The 20,986-nt window shown below is 72.7% G+C and carries 14 protein-coding genes; 4 read left to right on the forward strand and 10 right to left on the reverse strand.

What is annotated here, in order from left to right:
• Nucleotides 1-155 precede the first annotated feature (155 nt).
• The 3 genes from WHN02_RS24125 to WHN02_RS24135 all read right to left on the reverse strand — a co-directional run bounded on the left by WHN02_RS24125 (nt 156) and on the right by WHN02_RS24135 (nt 4,022).
• A complete protein-coding gene (locus WHN02_RS24125; protein WP_434740957.1) occupies nt 156-623 on the reverse strand; it encodes an effector-associated constant component EACC1 in 468 nt (155 codons plus the stop codon).
• On the reverse strand, nt 620-2,785 hold the full coding sequence (locus WHN02_RS24130; protein WP_434740958.1) for a M48 family metalloprotease: 2,166 nt from the start codon (nt 2,783-2,785) through the stop codon (nt 620-622). Before WHN02_RS24130 ends, WHN02_RS24125 begins: the two co-directional genes overlap by 4 nt.
• Nucleotides 2,786-3,221: 436 nt before the next feature.
• Entirely contained in the window at nt 3,222-4,022 is an 801-nt protein-coding gene (locus WHN02_RS24135; protein ID WP_434740959.1) for a TerC family protein, read from the reverse strand.
• 203 nt (nt 4,023-4,225) lie between these two features.
• Between WHN02_RS24135 and WHN02_RS24140 the strand changes: the two genes are divergently transcribed.
• Both WHN02_RS24140 and WHN02_RS24145 read left to right on the forward strand, forming a co-directional pair.
• A complete protein-coding gene (locus tag WHN02_RS24140; RefSeq protein ID WP_434740960.1) occupies nt 4,226-4,759 on the forward strand; it encodes a hypothetical protein in 534 nt (177 codons plus the stop codon).
• The gene (locus tag WHN02_RS24145; RefSeq protein ID WP_434740961.1) at nt 4,756-5,727 is read left to right on the forward strand and encodes an FAD-dependent oxidoreductase; all 972 of its coding nucleotides are present in this window, start codon (nt 4,756-4,758) and stop codon (nt 5,725-5,727) included. Before WHN02_RS24140 ends, WHN02_RS24145 begins: the two co-directional genes overlap by 4 nt.
• A 33-nt stretch (nt 5,728-5,760) precedes the next feature.
• Here the strand turns inward: WHN02_RS24145 and WHN02_RS24150 are convergent, their stop codons facing one another.
• From WHN02_RS24150 to WHN02_RS24160, 3 genes are read right to left on the reverse strand one after another with little or no spacing between them, the layout of a single operon-like run.
• The gene (locus tag WHN02_RS24150; protein WP_434740962.1) at nt 5,761-6,594 is read right to left on the reverse strand and encodes a hypothetical protein; all 834 of its coding nucleotides are present in this window, start codon (nt 6,592-6,594) and stop codon (nt 5,761-5,763) included.
• 2 nt (nt 6,595-6,596) lie between these two features.
• Nucleotides 6,597-9,212, reverse strand: coding sequence for an FtsK/SpoIIIE domain-containing protein (locus WHN02_RS24155; RefSeq protein ID WP_434740963.1), 2,616 nt, complete (start codon nt 9,210-9,212; stop codon nt 6,597-6,599).
• Nucleotides 9,213-9,245: 33 nt separating this feature from the next.
• Nucleotides 9,246-10,046, reverse strand: a complete 801-nt coding sequence (locus tag WHN02_RS24160; protein ID WP_434740964.1) for an SGNH/GDSL hydrolase family protein — start codon at nt 10,044-10,046, stop codon at nt 9,246-9,248.
• Nucleotides 10,047-10,206: 160 nt separating this feature from the next.
• Here WHN02_RS24160 and WHN02_RS24165 point away from each other — a divergent pair, with 160 nt between their 5' ends.
• Complete coding sequence (locus WHN02_RS24165) at nt 10,207-10,806, forward strand: pyridoxamine 5'-phosphate oxidase family protein (RefSeq protein ID WP_434740965.1); 600 nt, start codon at nt 10,207-10,209, stop codon at nt 10,804-10,806.
• 630 nt (nt 10,807-11,436) lie between these two features.
• Here the strand turns inward: WHN02_RS24165 and WHN02_RS24170 are convergent.
• Complete coding sequence (locus WHN02_RS24170; RefSeq protein WP_434740966.1) at nt 11,437-12,945, reverse strand: glutamate synthase subunit beta; 1,509 nt, start codon at nt 12,943-12,945, stop codon at nt 11,437-11,439.
• On the reverse strand, nt 12,938-17,638 hold the full coding sequence (gene gltB / locus WHN02_RS24175) for a glutamate synthase large subunit (RefSeq protein ID WP_434740967.1): 4,701 nt from the start codon (nt 17,636-17,638) through the stop codon (nt 12,938-12,940). Before gltB ends, WHN02_RS24170 begins: the two co-directional genes overlap by 8 nt.
• Before the next feature lie 144 nt (nt 17,639-17,782).
• On the opposite strand from gltB, the gene WHN02_RS24180 reads away from it, so the two are divergent.
• A complete protein-coding gene (locus tag WHN02_RS24180; protein ID WP_434740968.1) occupies nt 17,783-18,628 on the forward strand; it encodes a GNAT family N-acetyltransferase in 846 nt (281 codons plus the stop codon).
• Here the strand turns inward: WHN02_RS24180 and WHN02_RS24185 are convergent.
• Together WHN02_RS24185 and lgt are read right to left on the reverse strand one after the other, a co-directional pair.
• Entirely contained in the window at nt 18,625-19,809 is a 1,185-nt protein-coding gene (locus tag WHN02_RS24185) for an FAD-dependent oxidoreductase (protein WP_434740969.1), read from the reverse strand. The genes WHN02_RS24180 and WHN02_RS24185 overlap by 4 nt on opposite strands.
• A 17-nt stretch (nt 19,810-19,826) precedes the next feature.
• Nucleotides 19,827-20,951, reverse strand: coding sequence for a prolipoprotein diacylglyceryl transferase (lgt, locus tag WHN02_RS24190; RefSeq protein WP_434740970.1), 1,125 nt, complete (start codon nt 20,949-20,951; stop codon nt 19,827-19,829).
• Between the last annotated feature and the right edge of the window lie 35 nt (nt 20,952-20,986).

Raw genomic sequence — 20,986 nt, forward strand, 5'->3', positions numbered from 1 at the left:
CAGTCACACCATGACCGGCCCACGTCCAGGTTCCGCCCCGTTCATGAGGGCAGCTCCACAGCGAGTCGACGACGTCCCTCCGGAGGCAGGCAGGCCAGCCGGCCAGCCGGCCCATCAGCCAGCCGGCCGACGAAGCCCGCCGACGAAGGATCCCGCTACGGCGTCTCGTCGCGTTGCTGTTCGATGGCGGGAGGTGAGGAGTCGGGAGGCGAGGAGTCGGCCTGGTCGGCTGCCTCCTGGAACGCCGCACGGGCCTGGTCGATCAGCTTCGTGGCGTCGGTACGGCCGTTCACCTGGATCTCCACCTCGGTCGAGCCGGACTGGACCCGGATGGAGACCTCGGTGCGCTGCTGGTCGACCCAGCTCTGCACCAGCTTGAACAGGCCGGGCAGGAGTGCCTGGGCCACCACCGCGATGATGACGGCGTCGCTGAACCCGGCCCGCCCTCCGGAGCCGCCGGAGTCCCGGACGCCGGTACGGAACTCGGGGCGGCGGTGCAGCCAGGTCAGCAACGGCACCTGCGGGGGCCGGGTGGTACGCGGGGTGAGCAGCAGCCGTACCGGCTGGCGCGCTCCGGGCGGAGACTGGGACACGGTGGCGTCCTCCTTCACGTGGCGGTTCACCTGTCGTCCGGCTGGAAGCTGAACGTCCCGTCGACCACGGTGAGGGTCCCCCGGACGTCGAAGGGGTCGTCCTTGGTGAACGGGGTGGGGGTGCCGAAGTAGTCCTCGGCCGTGCCGGTGGCCCGGATCCTGCCCTGCGCCTCGAAGGGGGTGGACACCCGGGCCGAGGTGGCGTCGGTCAGTTCCAGGGTGATCTTCGGGTACGTGACGATCTTCCAGGCGATCCGCTTCACCCCACCGCCGTAGTAGGCGAAGGGGCACCCCTCGGGGGCTGCGACCTTCTCGGTGGCGCAGGTGTCGAGGTACGTGCGGACCTCCCGCTCGGCGGCGGCCTGCGCGTCCGGGTCGACTGTCGGCTCCAGGTAGGCGGCGCCGGCGTCGGTCTGCCCGGGAACGACGACGTACGGCTGCGGTGAGGTTTCGGTGAGTGGCCCCTGCTGACCGGTGAGCTGGTACGTGCCGGGCAGCAGCGCGAGGCTGGCCCCCTCCGGCCCGACCGGTACCGGGATGCCGTTGACAGTCACCTCGGGCTGACCACCGGGGACGGTGAGGACGGCCGGGGTGGCGTCGATCCGCCAGCCGTGGAACAGCCCGAGGGTGGCCGTCTCGTCCCGGCGCAGGTGCAGCTCGGCGGTGATCGGTTCGTCGAAGACCGTGTACGCGACGAAGGCGGTGGCCTCGTCGCCGTCCCGTTCGATCTTCGTCACCTCGACGTCCTGTGGTGGCTGGTAGCCCTCCGCCGCGACGAACTCGGCGATCCGGTCGGCGTCGACGGAGACTGCGGGGCTCATCAGACCGAGCGCCGCCCGCCCGTCGCGGTCTTCGAGGGCGGAGAAGTAGTCGTCGACGACGGTGGCGGGTCGGAAGAACGCCCACTGCGCCGCCCCGAGGACGGTGCCGCCGAAGCCGCAGGCCAGGGCGAGAACACCGGCCACCACGACGGTACGCGGGGAGGCCGACCGCGACGGCCGGAACAGGTCGGCGGTGGTGACCGGTCGACCCGCCCCCCGGGCGTCGGCGGACCGGGCGTCGGCGGGCCGGTCGGCGGCGGCCGGTGCGGCGGTGACCTGGTCCAACATGTCCAGTCGCAGCTCCGACGGCGGGTGGGTGGCGCAGACCGCCTCGTCCCAGCCGCTGCGCCCGCTCTCGAAGGACTTGCGCTTCTCCAGCATGTCGCGCATCCCCTGCGCGTGTCCGGCGAGGACGGCACCCGCGTCGGCCCGGTACTCGGCGGCCCTGATGTCCCGGGAGTGCAGCGGCAGCACCAGGTAACGCATGGTCAGCAGGACCGGCCAGAAGGTGAGGAAGACGAACAGGTCGGTGGCGGGATGCGGGAACCTGCGCGTCAGCCAGGTCGGTACGGCGTGGATCAGCACCAGGGGCAGCCCGACCCCCCGGACGAAGGCGCTGGTCACCTCGTCGCCCGTACGCCAGTGCACCAGTTCGTGGCAGAGCAGCGCCGCGATGTTCTCGTCGGGCTCGTCGAGCAGGCTCGTGGTGACCACCACGTGTCGGGCGTACGCGCGGGCGTTGGTGAGGATCGGGTCGTCCTCGATGAGCAGTCGGGGGGTGTCCGGGAGGTCGAGGGAACGGGCGCAGTCGGCCAGGATGGGCAGCAGCCGGTCGGCCTCCCGGCGGCTGAGTCGACGTGCACCGGTGAGGGCCAGCAGTCGGGGCTCCCAGATCACCCGGTAGAGGGTGTAGAGCACGCCGACCAGCAGGGCGGCCAGCACCATCCCGGCCAGCCCGGTCATCAGGTTGGCCGGCTCGTCGGAGGCGTGCCGCCAGGGCAGCACCATCACGATCAGGAATCCGGCCACCAGGCCCAACGCGAAACCGACGAAGCCGCCGAGGACCCCGCCGGAGCGGTCGAGGAAGGCCTCGATCAGCGTACCGACGAGCGGGGCGTCGAGCAGGACGTCCGGCACCGCGTCGGTGGTCCCGACGACGCCGAGGACCAGACCGAGGGCGGCGAGGACGATCGCGCTCCAGAGCGCCACCAGCAGGCCGACGGGTACGTAGAACCAGGTGGCCAGGAAGGCACCGAGGACCCCTCGCCAGTCGCGCAGGACACCGGCGCGCAGCCAGACCAGGGCGCTGGGATATCCGGGCGGCCGGTGGGCGAATCGTCTGTCCGGCTTGTCGGTGCTCTGTTCGGGCACGGCTGCTCCTCGGCTCGGCCACAATCGAAAGGCGACGGACGACATCGGTTCGGGCGCGAAGGGTCGGACCGCCGACTCGGTCGACGATCGATGACAGATGGGTACGGGCGCGCAGGTCGGTACGGGTCGACCCGACCGGCGACGAAGGAGATTACCTGTCGTGAATCGTTCTCGCCACCACGTTTCGCCCCGGTAATCGGAACGGGGACAACGGACTCGGAAACGACTAGCAGGTGTCTGTTCCGAACCGATGACGGGGCATCGGGGCGCTATCGCGAATCCGACAGGAATTGACGTCGCGGCGGGCCGACAGCGGCCCCGCCGACGGGTTACGGCGGCACCGACAGCGGCCCCGCCGACGGGCGAAGACGTCGACGGGGCCGAGCGCCGGACCACGGGGACTGAGAGCCGGGGGCCGGTCAGGGAGTCGTTCCGGTCAGGAGGTGGGGGTCGTCGTCTCCGACTCGGTCCGCTCCGTCCGCTGCTTGACGTAGGTCGGTCGCAGGTGGACGGGAGTGGCCGCCTGCTGCTTGCGCTTGCGGCGGGCGGAGGCCCGCAGGTTGAGGACCTCCACGAACACCGAGAAGGCGATCGGGCCGTAGACGTACCCCTTGGGGATGTGGTGGTCCAGGCCCTCGGCGATCAGGCTGCCGCCGATGAGCAGCAGGAACGACAGGGCCAGCATCTTCACCGTCGGGTGCTTGTTGACGAAGGCGCTGATCGCCCCGGCCGAGGCCAACATGACGACCATCGCGATGATCACCGCTGCCACCATCAGGTAGAGCTGGTCGACCATGCCCACCGCGGTGATGACCGAGTCGAGGGAGAAGACCACGTCCAGGATGAGGATCTGGACGATCACCGCCCCGAAGGAGGAGACCTTGCCCGACCGGCCGTGGTCGGATCCCTCAAGGTGTTCGTGGATCTCGTAGGTGGCCTTACCGAGCAGGAAGGCCCCGCCGAGCAACAGGATCAGATCCCGGCCGGAGATCTCCTGACCGAGGACCGTGAACAGTGGATCGGTCAGACCGATCACCCAGGACAGTGAGGCCAGCAACAACAGTCGGGTGATCAGCGCGAGGGACAACCCGATGGTGCGGGCGCGGGCCTGCTGGTGCTCGGGCAGGCGCCCGGCCAGGATCGAGATGAACACGACGTTGTCGATGCCCAACACGATCTCCAGCAGGAGCAGGGTCGCGAATGCGATCCACAACTCGGGGCTGGCTAAGAACTCCATCTCGTCCTCGTCTTCTCTGTGCACTTGTCCGGTCGACCACCGACCGCGGCTGATCGTCGCATGCCGATGCCCGTCCCGCTCGGGTCGACTCACCTATCAGCTATCCGACAGACCACCCGATCCGATAACTTCGACGCTGATCCATCCCACGACCCACCACCACCCGTCGCGACCACGGTCGGCGCGTACACCTGGGGAGCCACATGCCCGACAGCGATCCCAATCCGGCCGACGCGGTCCTGGAGCGTCTCGACGACGAGATCACCTTCCTCGTCGACAACCTCCGCGACATCTCCGACAGCCTCACCGACCTGGCCTGCTACCTGGACAGCAGCCTCACCCGAGGCGACAGCGAGCAGGTCGGCGGCGCCGTCGACCGGGTACGCGTGATCCTCAGCACCCAGGTCACCGACGACCTGACCGCGCTCGTCGGACTCGGTGCCATCCGCCACGGCACGTCGGCCGACCTCGACACGGTCACCACCGAGCGACCCGGACCCACCGGCGACGACGGCACCCACCAGGGCACCCTCCGAGACCGGGAGGCCGCCGCCGCGCAGGACCTCCGTCGGCTGGTCGCCGACGTCGGCGACCACTTCGACCTGGCCCGGATCGCCGCCGAACGGGGCAACGCCCAACGGTCGATGACCGAATACCGACTCGCCCGCAGGGCCGCCCACCTGACCGCCGACGCCTACCGGCTGTGGGCCGCCTGCCTCGCCGAGCCGAACCCGTGACCACCCGCCCGGACGTGGTGGTGGTCGGGGCCGGGGTGATCGGGCTGACGACGGCCCTCCGCGTGCAGGAGCGGGGTGCCCGGGTCACAGTGCTCACCGCCGACGACGCCGACCGGATCGTCTCCACAGTGGCCGCCGCCGTCTGGTATCCGAGCCACACCGACGAGGACCCCCGGGTGCTGCGCTGGGCCCGGACCACGTACGCCGTCCTCGCCGGGCAGGCCGCCGACGGTGTCGCGGGGGTGGTGCAGCGACCCACCCGGATGCTGGTACGCGACAGGTTTCCGCGCCCGCCGTGGTGGGCCGAGGCCGTCGGTGACCTCGTGGTGCACCCGGCCGACCCGCCGTACTCGGCGCAGCTGCGGTTCACCGCTCCGACTGTGGAGATGGTGCCGTACCTGGCCTGGCTGCACGACCGGGTCGTCGCCGGGGGCGGCCGGGTGCTGCGCCACCGGGTCGCCCACCTCGCCGAGGCCTTCACCCCGCCCGGCTCCGCCCCCGTCGACACGGTGGTCAACGCGACCGGACTGGCCGCCGGTCACCTCGCCGCCGACCCGGCGGTGCACCCCGTCCGGGGACACGTGGTGCTGGTGGCCAACCCGGGCCTCACCACGTCGGTCCGCGACGAACAGGACCCGGCCGGCATCACGTACGTGCACCCGCGCCGCCACGACGTGGTGCTCGGCGGCACCTTCGACCCGCGACGGTCCGACACCGACCCCGATCCGGCGACCGCCCGGGCGATCCGGGACCGGTGCGTGGCCCTGGTGCCACGGTTGGCCGACGCCCCGGTGCTCGGCGAGCGGATCGGGTTGCGTCCCGCCCGGCACGGCGGCCCCCGGGTGGAGGCCGAACAGGCCGACGGCACCGGACGACGACTGATCCACTCCTACGGGCACGGCGGTGCCGGCGTCACCCTCGCCTGGGGGTGCGCGGACGAGGTCGCCCGGCTCGCCGTCCCCGGCTGACCCGCCCCGACCGGTCAGCCGGTCCGGGACGGGTCACCGCAGGGTCCGGACCACCACCAGGTACGCGCAGTAGGCGACCGGGACCAGGACGAAGCAGATCAGGAAACCGAAGTGCACGTACCGGGGGCCGGTGGCGGGGACCAGCGCGGGCTTGCCCCACCGGCCGAGGATGACGTACCCGGCGAAGAACGACAGTGCGGGAAGCCCCGCACACATCCACGCCCCCAGGGTGAACCCGTCGACCAGCCCGATGCCGTTGCCGAGGACCAGGCCGAGCATCGCCAGCACGCCGACGGCAGCGCATCCGGTGTAGACGGCCAGCGCCCGGGCCAGCGGTGACCAACCGGGCAGCAGGGCGGGCCGGTGGGCGTACTGTTCGGCCTGGTGGGCGTGCCGGTCGGCGTCGTCGGCCAGGCGTCGGGCCAGGTCCAGTTCGGCGGCCGGGTCGACAGCCGCCGACCGCTGCGCCGGCACCTGCGGCCCGCGTACCGCAGACAACGCCCGCCCCGACGACTCCCCCGCCGACGCGGGGTGCGGCACCGGCCCCGGGCGTCCCGCCTCCGACGGCGGCACCGGAGGTCCCGGCGGTGCCGGGGGTCCGGACGGCGCCGGGAGTCCCGGCTGTCCCGGGGGCGGGGAGCCCGGGGCACCCGGCGGGACGTCGGGCATCGGCGGCGGGGGCACACCGAGCGTCCGACCGAGGTGGTCGAGGTGCCGGGCCTGGGCGGAGAGCCGCTGGTCCAGGTGGTCCACGGCGGCGTGCAGGTCCCGGCGGCGGTCGGAGTCGACAGCGGCCTCCCGGGCCGAGTCCCGACGGCGGTCGGAGAGCTGGCGGGCCAGGGCCACGTAGTCGTCGAAGCCGGCCACCGTCACTGCTCCTCGTCCAGTTCGTGTCCCACCCGGACGAACGGCACTATCAGCTTCGTCCGCTGGTCGTGCCGGTCCACCAGCAACGCCCGGTCGGGTCGGGGCGTGTAGGACAGGTTGTGCACCCCGAGGTACATGCCCAGTTCACCGCCGGGCACGTTCAACGCCACCAGGCAGGCCACGTCGTCGCGGTTCTGCGCACCCCCCACGTCCTCGGCGAGTCGACGGATCCCACGCCACCAGCCGAGCAGGTGCACCCCGTGCCCGGAGGCCTGACGCAGCAGGGACCGCAGGTCGTCGTAGCCGGACCGGAAGGTCGCCGGGTCGCTGCTGCCGAGCGCCCCGCCCGCCGCGTCGACCCCGAACACCACCAGGTACGTCCGCCCGGCGTCGGACCCCGGCGCGGTGAGGGTGGGGATCACCTCCCGCAACCCGGCGGCGTCGAGCTGCTCCACCCGGTGGCCGTCGGCGGCCAACGCGGCGACGGTCTCGTCGGCCGCCTCGTCCGCGGCGGCCACCAGGGGGGCGATCAGGAACCGGGCGTCACCCGGGGTGTGCTGCCGGGCCAGGCTCAGGGTCGCCGCCCGCAGCACGTCCGCCCCGGTCGCCGTGGTCCCGACCACCGCCAGGTGCCGTCCCGGGGTGGCGTCCATCGTGAACAGGGCGGTGGTGCCGTCGACGTCGACGGTCCGCCCGACCAACGCCAGCGGCCGACGACCTCCGGGACGCAGTCCGGCGAAGGTCGGATCGTCCTCGACGTGCGCCGCCTCGTACCCCCGGAAGACCGCAGGTGGCCGCGAACCCGACGGCCGGGACTCCCACAGGTCGTGGCGGAGGGCGGCGAGGGCACCGGCGTCGGCGTGCGCGTCGGGGAAACGGATCACCGTGTCCGCGCCGGCCTCCCCGGCCGCGGTGTTCAGCACGGCGGAGCCGATCGGAAGGGCTCCGGCCGCGTCGTTCATCGGGTCGAGCACCCCGGAGCCGCCAGGCAGCGCGACCCGCAACGGGAACTGCCCGAAGATCGCCTCCGCCCGGCCGTAGAGGGCCTCGATGCCGCCGGTGCTCTGGCTGGCCAGGACCAGGTGTACGCCGTACGAACGGCCCTTGCGGGCCAACTCCTCCAGCAGGTCGACCGCCTCCCGGGCCACCGCGTCGTTGCCGGCCAGCAGCACGTGGAACTCGTCGATCACCGCCACGATCCGGGGGGTCGGGGTGCCGTCGCGGGGCAGGTCGGCCAGTTTGGTGACCCCGTGCCGTTTCAACGCGGCGGCCCGCCGGTTGAGCTCCCGGCGCAGTTCGCGCAGCACCGCCACGCCGTACTCCCGGTCGGACTCGATGCCGACCGCGCGGGCGTGCGGCAGCCAGGACGGGTCCCGCCCGGTGGGCACGAACTCGGCGAAGCTCACCCCCTCCTTGAAGTCGAGCAGGTAGAGCTGCAACTCGGCCGGGGAGTACCGGGCGGCGAGGCTGTAGAGGACGTCGAGGAGGAACACCGTCTTGCCGGCACCGGTCCGGCCGCCCACCAACCAGTGCGGGGTGACGTCGTCGAAGGCGACGGTGACCGGCTCCCGACGGACCCGACCGATGACGGTACGCAGCCCGGGGCCGGACGACTCGGCCCACCGGCGGGTCGGCAACAGATCGGAGAAGGTCAGTGCCCCGTGACGGCGGGTGGTGTCGGCGAGGTGCTCGGCGAGCGCCTGCACCGAGGCGGCCGGGGGGTCGCCGTCGAGCAGGACCGGAGCGGCCAGCCCACTCCCGTCGGCGCTGTACGGCTGCCCCGGCGGGTCGCCCACGTACGCCCACCTGTCGTCCAGGCGCAGGTGGGTGGTGCTCCCGAGCGGCGGCGGCGGGTCACCGGCGCGGTGCTGCGGGTACCCGGCGACGAGCACACACACCGCGGCGGCGGGACCGGCGTGGGTGAGGGCGGCGAGCCGGGCCGATTCCCGGGGGGCGGGCGTCGACGCGGCCACCACCAGCAGCAACTCCACCTGACCGGAGTCGGTGTGTCGGGCGTCGCGGGCGTGTCGTTCGGCAGCGTCGAGACCGGCCGCCACCTCCGCCTCGGTGGTCGCCGGCGGGTCGAGCACCCCCGCGTCGACGAGCGGGCGCAGTGGGGCGAAGGTCGCGCCCAGGGCGGCGGTGTCGATCCCCCACACCCGGATCGAGCCGGCCGGGGCGGTGGCGAGCAGCCGCAGGACGAGGGCGCGCAGCAGGGCACCGACGCGGGGGTCCCGGGCGTCGACGTCGACCGCCAGGTGGTGTCCCCCGCCGAGCGGCACCAGCGCGGGGAACTCGATGTCCGGGGTGGACGCCGCACCGACGCGGACCGGGGTGGGCCGGTTGGTCAACGGGGTGGCCCCCGGGGCGGGGGTGCCCAGTTCGGCACCGAGGCGGGCCAGCCGCGCCGCCAGGTCGCGGCAGTCGTCCGCCCCGGCCGGCGGCCGGTCGTCGAGGGCCCGGCGGGCCGCGGCCAACCGGTCACGGGCCTGCCGGTGGGCGATGACCGCCTGTCCGTACGCCGCAGCGAGCCTGCCCACCCGATCGCTCTCCCTGTCACCTGCCGAACCGGTCCAGCGAACCCTAACGGACCCGTGCGACCCCGGCACAGTCCGCAAGGGAGCGCCACGCCGTCGCCGGCAGGGGGCCGGTCAGCCGGTGACCGAGGTGAGGGCGGGCAGGTAGCCGTCGCGGTAACCGGCGGCGTTCGGGTGGTACGCCTCGATCACCCCGGTGACGTCGCGGATCCACGGGTCGGCCCCGCAGACCCCGTGCCCGGCGAACTGGGGGCGGGTGTCGGCGAAGGTGGCTCCGGCGGCGCGGGCCCGGTCGGCGGTGACCACGGCGAGCGTGTCGGCGGCGTCGTTGAGGAGGGTTCGCTTCTGGGTGCTCATCGCCAGCGCCCCGCACGAGCCGGTCTCGAACAGGCGCGGATATCCGAGCACGATCAGTCGGGCGTTCGGGGCACGGTCCCGGATCGCGGCGTACGTCCGGTCGAGTCGGCCGGGGAGCGTACCGGTGGCGAACGCCTTGGCCTCGTTCACCGCGTTCGTGCAGCCGGCGGTGGAGCCGAACCGGCAACTGGTGATGACGTCGACGAAGCCCGCGTCGTTGCCCCCGATGGTGATGGTGACCATCGTGGTACGGCTGCTCAGTGAGCCGACCTGGGTGGAGATCACGTCGGAGGTGACCGCCCCGGCGCAGGCGGGGAAGCCGAAGCTGGCGACAGAGTTGGCGGCTGCCCAGAGCGGGGCGTACGACTTCTGGCTGCGCAGACAGGTCGACGGTTCGTACGGAGCGGCCCCGACTCCGGAGGAGTACGAGTCACCGAGCGCGACGTAGTGCACCGGCTCGGCGGCCTGCGCGGAGGCGGGTACGAGCACCGCGCCGACGGCGGCGGTGGCGAGAACGGCCAACATGGACAGGGCACGGGCCAGGGGGCGGTGGAGCATGTCGGACCTCCACGGACAGGGGGTGGTGGTGGGTCCCCGGCAGACACGTGCACCGCCGGAACAGGTTGTTACCAGGCGGTAATGCTATCGAAACATCTCCATAGATGGAACAGCTGAGTGCGACGATGGGTGTCCTGCCCGCTCGACCTCGGGAGGTGCCGTGGGGAAGACCTACGAGAGCATCACCGGCCGACTCCGGTCGTTCATCGAAGCCCAACCACTGTTCTTCACGGCCACCGCTCCCCTGGCCGCTGACGGCACTGTCAACCTCTCCCCCAAGGGGCTCACCGGGTCGTTCGCCGTCCTCGACGAGCACACCGTGGCGTACCTCGACTTCGCGGGCAGCAACGCGGAGACCATCGCCCACCTGCGGGAGAACTCCCGCATCACGCTGATGTGGTGCGCCTTCGACGGCCCGCCGAACATCGTGAGGATCCACGGCCGAGGCGAACCGGTGTTCCGCGACGATCCCCGCTGGACCGCCCTGCTCGCCCACTTCCCGAACCTCGACCCGAGCCGGCACGGGCTCCGCGCCGTCATCGTCGTCCGGGCCACCCTCATCCGCGACACCTGCGGGTACGCCGTACCCCTGATGCACTACGAGTCGGACCGCGACCTGCACGGGCGACGCTTCGCCCGGGAGGACGACGAGTCGCTGAGCGCCTACTTCACCGGCAAGGACCACGTCGCGACCAGCCTCGACGGTCTGCCCGGCCTCCCCCTGCCCCTACCGCCCACCCCGACCACACCCCCGACCTAGACCCCGACCCGACCGTCTGGCCCTGCGGTGTCGCTCGCCACCCCGGTCCACCGACCCGGCAGGCGGGCGTACCCGAGCTACGGAGGCGGTGCATCGACTGGCGGCGAATCGGCAGGTAGCGCACCTGATGGCAGCATCCTCGACCCCCTGCCGCCGCCGATCGCAACGGACCGAAGGTCATTGCTCGCGCCCGCTGTGGAGCTGCCCCCACGAACGGGGCACGCCCACCGGTCCTCGACCGGTCCCACGAACGGGATAACTCCCCAGACCCCGAGAGGTCCATGAACCGGGTAGCTCCCTCAGTCCCTCAGCGGTCCCACGAACGGGGCAGTTCCACAGTCTCGGACGGATGTTCCTTCCCGCTGATGGGGTGAGCGAGGGCGAGGACAGGAAGCGCCCTGGCGTTGCGCTCCTGCGGGAAGTCGACCCGTAGCTGCCGGTCGTGGTCGGCACTGCCCGGTCGTGTCTGCCGGCCCGAGGCCGCCCCCGGCCTAGGACCGCCGCCTCAAGGCAGGCTGGCCCCAGGCCGACCGCATCGGGGCGGGCGCCGGGGCGGCGGCCCATCACCGCCAGCCCGACGCCTACCGACCCAGGAACCTGCCCGAGACCCCCCGATTCGCGAGGTCCGGGTCAGCGGGCGGCGAGGGGCTGGCTCGCCGGGTCGACCAGGGCCGGGAGGCGGCCGTGCCCACCCAGGTGGGTGTGGATGGCGGCGGCTGCCGCCCGTCCCTCGGCGATGGCCCAGACGATCAGGGAGGCACCCCGGTGCATGTCACCGGCGACGAAGACGCCGTCGACCCCGGTCTGCCAGTCCGGGCGGGCGTCGACGGCACCCCGGGCGTTGCGGGTGACCCCGAACTGCTCCAGCAGGGGCTGCTGCTCGGTGCCCTCGAAGCCGATCGCCAACAGCACCAGGTCCGCCGGCAGTTCCCGTTCCGAGCCGGGCACCGGCGTGACGATCCGCTGGCCCTCGCGCTTCTCCACGGTGACCTCGGCGATCCGGACCGCCCGTACCTGGCCGGTGCCGTCGTCGACGAACTCCTGCACCGCGGCGGCGAAGACCCGCTCGCCGCCCTCCTCGTGGGCCGGGTAGCTGCGCAGCACCCACGGCCAGGTCGGCCACGGGTCGCGGGCCGCGTCCCGCCCGTGCGGCGGCTCGGGGTAGAGGTCGAGCTGGTGCACCCCGGCTGCGCCCTGCCGGTGGGCGACGCCGAGGCAGTCGGCACCGGTGTCACCGCCGCCGATGATGACCACGTGCTTACCGGCGGCGTCGATCGGGGTGCCGTCGGTCAGCACGGCGGTGGGGGCCTGACCTTCGTCGGCGGCGGCCACCGCCTTGTTCGCCGCGACCAGGTGCGCCATCGCCTGGTGCACCCCGCGCAGCGCCCGTCCGGGGGTCGCCGGGGTGTCCCGGCCGGCGAGCGCGCCGCAGGCCAGCAGCACCGCGTCGTACTCCGCGCGGAGCTGCCGGGCGGTCACGTCCACACCCACCTCGACACCGGTACGGAACTGCACCCCCTCGGCGGACATCTGGGCCAGCCGCCGGTCGATGTGCTCCTTCTCCAGTTTGAAGTCGGGGATGCCGAAGCGGAGCAGACCGCCGATCGCCTCGTCGCGTTCGAACACGGTGACGGCGTGACCGGCACGGGCCAGTTGCTGGGCGGCGGCGAGACCGGCCGGGCCGGAGCCGACCACGGCGACCCGACGCCCGGTCGGGGCCGGTGCCGGTCGGGGCGTCAGCAGATCCCGGTCCACCGCCGCGTTGGCGATCTCCACCTCGACCTGCTTGATGGTGACGGGCTGCTGACCGCCCAGGCCGAGCACGCAGGCCGCCTCGCAGGGGGCCGGGCAGAGCCGACCGGTGAACTCCGGGAAGTTGTTGGTGGCGTGCAGCGTCTCCACCGCCGATTCCCAGGAACCGGTCCGGACCAGGTCGTTCCAGTCCGGGATGCGGTTGCCCAGCGGGCAGCCGTCGTGGCAGAACGGGATGCCGCAGTCCATGCACCGGGTGGCCTGCTCCCGGATCAGCTCCTCGCCGGCCGGCGGATACACCTCACGCCAGTCACTGATCCGCACCGGCACCGGTCGGCGGTCGGGCAGCCGCCGGTCGTAGCGCAGGAAACCGTTCGGGTCAGGCACGAGCCACCTCCTGGGCCACCGTCCGCACGTCGGACGGCACCGGCGCAGCCGGTGCGGCCGCGGCGGTCTGGGTTGCCGACGCGACCGGTGCCGTGAGGGCGTCCATCACCGCGTCGTCGACGTTCTGGCCGGCGGCTTCGGCGGCCCGCATGATCTCCATCACCCGGCGGTAGTCCCGGGGGACCACAGCCGTGAACTCCTCGACCGCCTCGGGCCACCGCTTGAGCAGCTCCTCGGCGACCGCCGAGTCGGTCTCGGCGAAGTGCTTCTGTACCAGCTCGTGCAGGTGGACGCGTTCGTCGTCGCGCAACGGTGCCAGGTCGACCAGTTCGGTGTTGACCCGACGCTCGTTCAACCGCCACACGAACGCGGTCCCTCCGGACATGCCGGCGGCGAAGTTGCGCCCGGTCGGGCCGAGCACCACCACGGTCCCGCCGGTCATGTACTCGCAGCCGTGGTCACCGACGCCCTCGACGACGGTCATCGCCCCCGAGTTACGGACCGCGAACCGCTCACCGACCCGGCCCCGCAGGAACAACTCCCCGGCGGTGGCCCCGTACAGGATGGTGTTGCCGGCGACGATCTGGTCCTCGGCGCGCTCCCCCACCGGGGCGTCCCCGGCGGTGAACGGGGCGGCGGCGTCGGGACGGACGACCAGCCGGCCGCCGGAGAGCCCCTTGCCGACGTAGTCGTTGGCGTCGCCGTGCAGCCGCAGGGTGACCCCGGCGGGCAGGAACGCGCCGAACGACTGTCCGGCGGTGCCCCGCAGGACGAACTCGATGGTGTCGGCGGGCAGGCCGGCACCGCCGAAGCGGCGGGTCACCTCGCCGCCGAGCATGGCACCGACGCTGCGGTGCTCGTTGCGGACCGCCACCTCGACCCGGACCGGCTCCCGGTCGGTCAGGGCGGGCTGGGCCAGGGCGATCAACTCGTTGTCCAGGGCCAGTTCCAGGCCGTGGTCCTGGGCACGGATCCCCCGCCGGGAGGCGCCCTCGGGCAGCTCCGGCAGGTGCAACACCCGGGCCAGGTCGAGGCCCTTGGCCTTCCAGTGGTGGACGGCCGGGGTGACGTCGAGCAGTTCGGTTCGCCCGATCGCCTCGTCGATGCTGCGCAGGCCCAGCTCGGCCAGGTAGCCGCGGACCTCCTCGGCGAGGAAGAGGAAGAAGTTCTCCACGAACTCGGGCGTGCCGGTGAAGCGCTCACGCAGGACCGGGTTCTGGGTGGCGATGCCGACCGGGCAGGTGTCCAGGTGGCACACGCGCATCATCACGCAGCCGGCGACGATCAGCGGGGCGGTGGCGAAGCCGAACTCCTCAGCGCCCAGCAGTGCCGCGATCACCACGTCCCGACCGGTCTTGAGCTGGCCGTCGACCTGGACGGTGACCCGGTCGCGCAGCTTGTTCAGCAGGAGGGTCTGCTGGGCCTCGGCCAGCCCCAGCTCCCAGGGGGTGCCGGCGTGCTTGAGCGAGTTCAGCGGGGACGCCCCGGTGCCGCCGTCGTGGCCGGAGATCAGGATGACGTCGGCCTTGAGCTTGGCCACCCCGGCCGCGACGGTGCCCACGCCGACCTCGCTGACCAGCTTGACGTGCACCCGGGCGGCCGGGTTGACGCACTTGAGGTCGTGGACGAGCTGGGCGAGGTCCTCGATGGAGTAGATGTCGTGGTGCGGGGGTGGGGAGATCAGGCCGACGCCGGGGGTGGCGTGCCGGGTCCGGGCGATCCACGGCCAGACCTTGTTGCCGGGCAGCTGCCCGCCCTCGCCGGGCTTGGCCCCCTGCGCCATCTTGATCTGGAGGTCCTCGGCGTTGACCAGGTATTCGCTGGTCACCCCGAACCGGCCGCTGGCGATCTGCTTGACCGCGCTGCGGCGCTGCGGGTCGTGCAGCCGCTCGACGTCCTCGCCGCCCTCCCCGGTGTTGGACTTGCCGCCGAGGCGGTTCATCGCGATGGCGAGGGTCTCGTGCGCCTCGGCCGAGATGGATCCGTACGACATGGCACCGGTGGCGAACCGCTTGACGATCTCGCTGACCGGTTCGACCTCCTCGATCGGCACCGGCGGACGGACGTCGGTACGGACGCCGAACAGCCCCCGGAGCGACCCGGCCCGGGCGGCCAACTCGTCGACCTTGGCGGTGTACTGGCGGAAGATGTCGTACTGGCGGCTGCGGGTGGCGTGCTGGAGCAGGAAGACCGTCTCCGGGTTGAACAGGTGCACCTCGCCGTCGCGCCGCCACTGGTACTCCCCGCCCACCTCCAGGCGGGTCGGGGCCTCGGTGCCGGGAACCGGCCAGGCACGGGAGTGGCGGGCGGCGACCTCGGCGTGGATCTCGGCCAGGCCGATTCCGCCGATGGTGCTGGGGGTGCCCCGGAAGTACCTGTCGACGAGCCTGTTGTCCAGGCCGACGGCCTCGAAGACCTGCGCCCCGCAGTACGACGAGACGGTGGAGATGCCCATCTTCGACATGATCTTCAGGACGCCCTTGCCGAGCGCCTTGACGTAGTTGCGCACGGCACCGGCCGGTTCCACCCCGGGCAGCCCACCCGTGGAGATCATGTCCTCCACCGACTCGAAGGCCAGGTACGGGTTGACCGCGGCGGCACCGTAGCCGATGAGCACTGCCGCGTGGTGCACCTCGCGGCAGTCGCCGGACTCGACGATGAGCGCCACCTGGGTCCGGGTCTGCTCGCGGACCAGGTGCTGGTGCACGGCGGCGGTGAGCAGCAGCGACGGGATGGGGGCGAGTCGGGAGTTGGAGTCCCGGTCGGAGAGGACCAGGATGCGGACGCCGTCCTCGATCGCCTCGGAGACGTGCCGACAGATCTCGGTCAGCCGGGCCCGGATGCCGGCCCCGCCGTCGCGGACCCGGTAGAGCCCGGAGACCCGTACCGCCTTGAACCCGGGCAGGTCACCGTCGTCGTCGATGGAGAGGATCTTCGCCAGCTCGTCGTTGTCGATCACCGGGTGCGGCAGGACGATCTGTCGGCAGCTCGCCGGCCCCGGGTCGAGCAGGTTGCCCTCCGGGCCGATGGTCGAGGCCAGGCTGGTGACCAGCTCCTCCCGGATGGCGTCCAGCGGGGGGTTGGTCACCTGGGCGAAGAGCTGGTGGAAGTAGTCGTAGAGCAGCCGGGGCCGGGTGGACAGGGCGGCGATCGGGGTGTCGGTGCCCATCGAGCCGATCGGCTCGGCCCCGGTCCGGGCCATCGGGGCGAGGAGGATCTTCAGCTCCTCGTCGGTGTAGCCGAACGTCTGCTGACGGCGGCGGACCGAGTCGTGGGTGTAGACGGTGTGCTCCCGCGCGGGCAGGTCGTCCAGCTCGATCAGCCCGGCGTGCAGCCAGTCGGCGTACGGCTGCTCGGCGGCCAGCTCGGCCTTGATCTCGGAGTCGGAGACGATCCGGCCGTTGACCGTGTCGACCAGGAACATCCGGCCGGGCTGCAACCGCCCCTTGGCGACCACGGTGGCCGGGTCGAGGTCGAGCACGCCCGCCTCGCTGCCGAGCACCACGAGCCCGTCGGCGGTCCGCCACCAGCGGCCCGGCCGCAGGCCGTTGCGGTCCAGCACCGCGCCGACGATCTCACCGTCGGTGAAGGCGACCGAGGCGGGGCCGTCCCAGGGCTCCATCATGCTGGCGTGGAAGCGGTAGAAGGCCCGCTTGTCCGGCCGCATGGCCGGGTCGTTCTCCCAGGCCTCCGGGATCATCATCAACACCGCGTGCGGCAGGCTCCGCCCGGCCAGGTGCAGCAGCTCCAGGACCTCGTCGAAGTTGGCCGAGTCGCTGGCGGCGGGGGTGCAGATCGGGAAGAGGCGGCGGATGTTGCCGGGGATCGACGGGGTGCGCAGCAGGGCCTCGCGGGCCTGCATCCAGTTCCGGTTGCCCCGGATGGTGTTGATCTCGCCGTTGTGGGCGATGAACCGGTACGGGTGGGCCAACGGCCAGGAGGGGAAGGTGTTGGTGGAGAACCGGGAGTGGACCAGGGCGATGGCGCTGGCCACCCGCTCGTCGGTCAGGTCGGGGAAGAACTCCGGCAGCTGGTCGGGGGTGAGCATGCCCTTGTAGACCATGGTCCGACCGGACAGCGACGGGAAGTACGCCGGCACCCCCCGCTCCGCGGTCTCCCGCTCGACCCGCTTGCGCAGGCAGAACGCGACCCGGTCCAGGTCGATCCCGGTCAGCGGGGAACCGGCCGGTCCGTCCGGGGTGTCGGTGAGCCGGTGGGCGGCGAGGAAGACCTGCCGGACCCGGGGCATCGCGGCCAGGGCGGTCTCGCCGAGGCCGCCGGACTCGGTCGGCACGTCCCGCCAACCGAGCAGGTCGGCCCCCTCGACCAGGGCGTACTTGTCGACGACCCGCCGGGCCTGGGCCTCCGCGGCGTCGTCGTCGGGGAGGAAGACCAGCCCCGTGACGTACTCCCCGGCAGGGGGGAGGGGGAAGTCCACCACCTCGCGGAGGAAGGCGTCCGGCACCTGGATCATGATTCCGGCGCCGTCGCCGGTGTTCGGCTCGGCGCCTCGGGCACCCCGGTGGTCGAGGCGACAGAGCGCCCCGAGACCGCCCGCGACGACCTGGTGGGAACGCCGGCCGTGCAGGTCCGCCACGAAGGCCACGCCACACGCGTCGTGCTCCTGGGCCGGGTCGTAGAGGCCGGCCGAGGCGGGGGCGGGCTGCTGGGGGAGCGGGTACGGGAAAGCCACCGGGTCTCCTGTCGTCACTCAGGTTGGATCACGGTCGGGACGACGTCGGCCCTGGAGGGTCTATTGAGTCTACGTTAGGGCCTGTCGCGCAAGACCAGTGCAGATTGATCACACTTCCAACAGGTGAGACGGTAGTCTCGCGCCGTGGATCCTGCACCGGCAGCCCTGATCGCCCGAATCGAGACGTTCTACGACGCGGTCCCCCGCGACGTCGCCCGAGCCGAGGAGCACGGTGGTCTGGTCCTCTTCGTCCGGGAGGACCCCGGGTGGCCGTTCTACGCCCGTCCCGCGCCCGCCACCACCGCACCGGTGTCGGCGGACGACATCACCACGGTACGTCACCGACAACGGTCACTGGGGCTCCCCGAGGCTTTCGAGTGGGTGCACGAGCAGAATCCGGAGCTGCAGACGGTGGCCCGGGCGGCTGGGCTCCGGGTCCGGCCGGCACCGCTGATGGTGCTGGACCCGGACATCCGACCCGATCCGGCCACGTTCAGCGACGTACCCGTGCGGTTGGTCACACCTGACACGCCGGACTTCGTGGGGGACGTCGCCGCCCGGCGTGCCGTGGCGGCGGTGGGTTTCTCGGCGGCGGGTACCGCCCCGGGGGAGGCCGGGCCGCAGACCCGCGACGCCGCCGTCACCGAGTTGGACGTCGCCGCCCTGGAGGAGGAGGCGGCCCGGATCACCGACGGCCGCCGGATCTGCGTGCTGGCCGAGACGCCCACGGCGGGTGCCCTCGCCAGCGGCATGGCCATCCGGGTCGGGTCGGTCGCCGAGATCGCCGGGGTCTCCACCCTGCCGGTGGCCCGACGGCAGGGCCTGGGCGCGGCGGTCACCGCGGCCCTGGCCCGGGCGCTGCGCGACGGCGGCACCGAGGTGATCCTCCTCTCCGCCGGCAGCGAGGAGGTCGCCCGGGTCTACCGACGCGTCGGATTCCGGCAGGTCGGCACCGCCTGCCTCGCCGAACCCGCCCCGCCGGTCCCCTAACCCTGGTTCGGCGGGTGCCACCGGGCCGCGGTCTCGGCGGCGGAACCCCAGAGCCGGGGAGTGATGGCACCCAGGGCGGCGTCGCGGGCCCGCAACGCCAACCGACCCCGGGTCCGCAGCACCGCCGACATCCGTCGGGTCTGCCGCACCACTGTCGCCGCGCGGGGCCGACGACTCCGGTCGTACGCGGTGAGCGCGTCGGGCAGGCTCATCTCCCGGACCAGGCTCTGCAACGTCGCCGCGTCCTCGAACGCGAGACACGCCCCCTGACCCAGGTGCGGCGGCATGGCGTGGGCGGCGTCACCGAGCAGCACCACCCCTCCGGGACCGGAGGGGAACGAGTACGTCCGGGGCTGGGGACGCAGTTCCCGGATCTCGTGCTGCACCAGAGCCGCCGGGTCGGTGGCGTCGAGCAGGTCGTCGATCGGGGCCGGCCAGCCCGCGTACCACCGGCGCAGCAGGGTCAGCTGGGTCTCGGGTGGCTCCGGACGGGACGCCCCGGCGGCGGTGGCCGCCCAGTAGATGCCACCCCGCCGGGTCGAGCCGTACTCACCCAACGAGGCCACCACGAACCGGTAACCGGCGCCGAGGACCTCCCCGCCGATCGGGCTGTCGACGGCCACCTGCGGCGCCCGGTACCACGGGATCACCGCCGCCCAGGTGGCGCACCCCGAACTGGTCACGCTCACGGCGGGGGCGAGCTGCCGCCGCAGGACGCTCTCCGTACCGTCGGCGGCGACCACCAGGTCGGCGGTGAGGGTGTTCCGGCCGTCCTCCACCACCGGGCGCTCCCCCGGCTGCACCCGGACCGCCCGGACGGTCACCCCGGTCCGCAGTTCCACCCGGTCGCCGAGCCCGGCGACCAACGCGTCGTGCAGGTCCTCCCGGTGCACGATCACCGGCGTCCGCTCCCGTGCGGCAGGTCGCGGCTGCACCAGCCACTGCCCGTCGGGGCGACGGACCCCACCGTCGGCCAACGGGGTCGAGATCGCCGTCAGGGCGGCGTCGAGACCCAACGCCCGCAGCGCGCGTACCCCGTTGGGCCAGAGGACCACCGCCGTGGGCTCCGGGCGGAACCGGTCGGCCCGCTCCAGGACGGTGACCTGCCACCCGGCACCGGCCAGCGCCCCCGCCACCGACAGGCCACCGAATCCGGCACCGACCACCACCGCGGTACGCATCGCCGCCGCCCCGCCTCTCAGCTGTCGCGTTCGGCGCGACCGGCGGCGCGGTCGTCGGGATCGGCGCTCTCCGCTGTGGGCCGCCCGTCCGACGGAGTCGTCGCCCCGTCCCCGGTCCCGGCTGTCGGATCCGCCCCGCCGGTCTCCTGGTACGCGCGGAACTCCTCCTCGGAGACCACCCGGTACCCCTGCGGGGCGTCGGACCCGGCCGCCTCCTTCGCGGAGAGGTCGACCTGGGAGACGTCACCGCCGGAGGGGTTCGACTTCGGGGTGCCCGCCCCGACCGGCATCAGGTACTCCCGGGGACCCCGCACCCGCAGGAAGTAGATCAACGCCCCGAGGAACACCAGCGCGGCGGTCCACACGTTGAGCCGGGCGCCGAGGATGGTGTTGGCCTCGTCGGTCCGCATCATCTCGATCCAGAACCGGCCGACCGTGTACCCCATCACGTAGAGGGCGAACGCCCGACCACGGCCCAGTCCCAGCTTCCGGTCCAGAAGGAACACCATCGCGGCGACGCCGACGTTCCACAACGCCTCGTACGCGAAGGTCGGGTGGTAGAGCCCCGGTTCGAGGATCGGCTGCCCCTGGTCGTCGCGGAGTGCCCGGCCCGGATCGTTCGGGTCCATCCGGTGGATCTCCAGCCCCCAGGGCAGAGTGGTACGACCGCCGTACAGCTCGTTGTTGAACCAGTTGCCGATCCGGCCGACGGCCTGCGCCAGGGGCAGGGCCGGGGCCACCGCGTCGGCCACCACCGTCAACGGGATACCGAGCTGCCTGGCGGCGAACCAGGCACCCACCGCGCCGCCGGCCACGGCGCCCCAGATGCCCAGGCCGCCCTCCCAGATGGCGAACGCCTTCAGCGGGTCACCACCGGTGCCGAAGTACTTCTCCGGAGAGGTGATCACGTGGTAGATCCGGGCGCCGATGATCCCGGCGGGCACCGCGTACACGGCGATGTCGAGCACCGCGCCGGGGGCCACACCCTGGCGGCGCAGCCGCCGCTCGGTGACCCAGCAGGCCACGACGATGCCGATGATGATGCACAGCGCGTACGCCCGGATCGGCAGCGGACCCAACTGCCAGACGGCTGTGCTGGGGCTGGGTAGGGCCGCTTGGGGACTCAGCGAGACGACGGTCACGGATGCACACGCTACCGCCGCCCGGCACCCCGGTG

It is taken from the genome of Micromonospora sp. SH-82 (assembly GCF_051132485.1).
Lineage (GTDB): Bacteria > Actinomycetota > Actinomycetes > Mycobacteriales > Micromonosporaceae > Micromonospora.

Excerpts from the sequence above, each read along its gene's own strand:
- WHN02_RS24135 (WP_434740959.1), bottom strand. The coding sequence starts at position 4,022 with ATGGAGTTCTTAGCCAGCCCCGAGTTGTGGATCGCATTCGCGACCCTG.
- WHN02_RS24140 (WP_434740960.1), top strand. The coding sequence starts at position 4,226 with ATGCCCGACAGCGATCCCAATCCGGCCGACGCGGTCCTGGAGCGTCTC.
- WHN02_RS24160 (WP_434740964.1), bottom strand. The coding sequence starts at position 10,046 with ATGCTCCACCGCCCCCTGGCCCGTGCCCTGTCCATGTTGGCCGTTCTC.
- WHN02_RS24185 (WP_434740969.1), bottom strand. The coding sequence starts at position 19,809 with ATGCGTACCGCGGTGGTGGTCGGTGCCGGATTCGGTGGCCTGTCGGTG.